Raw genomic sequence first — 1,949 nt, forward strand, 5'->3', positions numbered from 1 at the left:
GTCCAGCCTCGACCGTCGGCGCCGCGTCTGACCGCCGTAGCCCTGGCCCGGACATGGTCGATCACGCCGGCCGCGACGAAGGGTTCCAGATGCTCGGCGACATAGCGGCCAAACACACGTCGCCTCGGATAGATGTCAGCATCGCGCCAGACGGCGTCCGGGTCGCGCTCGACCTCGCCGCTGGCGCCCAGCCAGCGCAGGAAATGCTCCGCGTCATCCGGCGCCAGGCTCATCCGGGACGCCGGCACATTGACGCGATGCGACAGCTCCTCGCTGGAATAGGCGAGCCCGCCGCCGAGGAACGGACGCGGCTCTATGATAGTGATCAATGGCCGCGCGAATTTGCGCGCCAGATGCCAAGCCACGGCAGCACCGGAGAAGCCGCCGCCGAGAATGACGACATGGCTGCGTGGCCGAGGCGACAGCGCGTTCACGAGGCGCTGGCGAGCGATTTCGGACGATGGTCGCCGGCGATCGTTTCGCCGAAAGGACCGGTGTTGACCAAAGAGCCGGGCGCCTTGACCGGATGCTCGGTCGGCAGATCCGGCAGGACCAGCTCACCGAAGCGGTAGGCTTCTTCAAGATGCGGGTAGCCGGACAGGATGAAGGTATCGATGCCGAGCCGCCTGTATTCGTCGATGCGTTCGGCGATCGTGGCCGGATCCCCGACCAGCGCCGTGCCGGCGCCGCCGCGCACCAGGCCGACGCCGGCCCACAGGTTCGGCGCGATCTCCAGTTTTGACCGGTCGCCGCCATGCAGTGCGCTCATCCGCGCCTGGCCGACCGAGTCCATGCGCGCGAAAACTTTTTGCGCCGAGGCGATGGTCGCGTCGTCGAGGCGGCTGATCAACCTGTCGGCCGCGGCCCAGGCTTCCTCGGTGGTTTCGCGGGCAATGACGTGCAGGCGGATGCCGAAGGAGAGCTTGCGGCCAGCTTTTTCGGCCAGCGCGCGCACGCCGTCGAGCTTGCGCGCGACATCGGCGGGCGGCTCGCCCCAGGTCAGATATTTGTCGATCTCCTGCGCCGCCACAGTCGATCCCGCATCGGAAGACCCGCCGAAATAGAGCGGTGGATAGGGCGTCTGCACCGGCGGGAACAGGAGGCGGCCATCCTCGATGCGGAAATGCTTGCCCTGATGCTCGACCGTCTCGCCGCTCAGCACGCGCTTGTAGACCTGCAGGAATTCCTGCGTCACTTCATAGCGCTCGGCGTGCGACAGGAAGATGCCGTCGCCCTTGTTCTCAAGCGGGTCGCCGCCAGTGACGACGTTGATCAGCAGCCGTCCGTTGGAGATGCGGTCGAGCGTCGCCGTCATGCGCGCCGCAAGCGTCGGCGACTGCAGGCCGGGCCGCACCGCGACCAGGAAACGCAGCCGCTTCGTCAGCGGCGCCAGCGCCGAGGCGATCACCCAGGAATCCTCGCAGGACCTGCCCGTCGGCAGAAGCACGCCGTAATAGCCGAGTGTGTCGGCCGCCTGCGCCACTTGCGTCAGATAAGGCAGGTCGACCGCCCGGCCCCCTTCCGAGGTGCCAAGATAACGGCTGTCGCCATGCGTTGGCAGAAACCACAGCACCTTAATGCGATCGGGAATTTCGTGGCCCATGCTGCATCCCATCAAATAACGAGCGCAGCCGTGGCTCCGGCAACGCGATGGAGCCATGATGGCTTTCCAGGGATGGTGCGTCGCCAATCAATTTTCTTTTGTATATAAATTCCGTAGAATTCGTTTTTCTGCCCTCCGCCGCTTTTTAGATGGTTGCCGATTTCCAGAAACACTTCCGGCGAGCTGAAGCGGCGGCCTTGCGTCGTAGCCGGCATGGTGAGAGGTGGCCCCGCTTGCAGGCTGCTCTGTCTGCCACCTGAGACCAAAATCGACTCGGACATGGCTCAAGTACCGATCGGTGCAGTGGCGGTTTCCGGATATTTCGAGGAGCCCCTTGCCTTTATGC

At 64.9% G+C, this 1,949-nt stretch carries 3 protein-coding genes; all 3 read right to left on the minus strand.

Annotation, left to right across the window (positions count from 1 at the left end; all coding sequences use genetic code 11):
• On the minus strand, positions 1-434 hold a 434-nt coding region (locus EOA32_RS36635), incomplete at its 3' end, for an FAD/NAD(P)-binding protein (protein ID WP_128374264.1).
• Positions 431-1,603, minus strand: a complete 1,173-nt coding sequence (gene ssuD, locus EOA32_RS36640) for an FMNH2-dependent alkanesulfonate monooxygenase (protein ID WP_128374265.1) — start codon at positions 1,601-1,603, stop codon at positions 431-433. The genes ssuD and EOA32_RS36635, both read right to left, overlap by 4 nt.
• A gap of 11 nt (positions 1,604-1,614) precedes the next feature.
• Complete coding sequence (locus EOA32_RS36645; protein WP_127409947.1) at positions 1,615-1,884, minus strand: hypothetical protein; 270 nt, start codon at positions 1,882-1,884, stop codon at positions 1,615-1,617.
• Positions 1,885-1,949: the final 65 nt, after the last annotated feature.

Origin of the sequence: Mesorhizobium sp. M1A.F.Ca.ET.072.01.1.1 (genome assembly GCF_004023325.1) — a bacterium.
GTDB lineage: Bacteria > Pseudomonadota > Alphaproteobacteria > Rhizobiales > Rhizobiaceae > Mesorhizobium.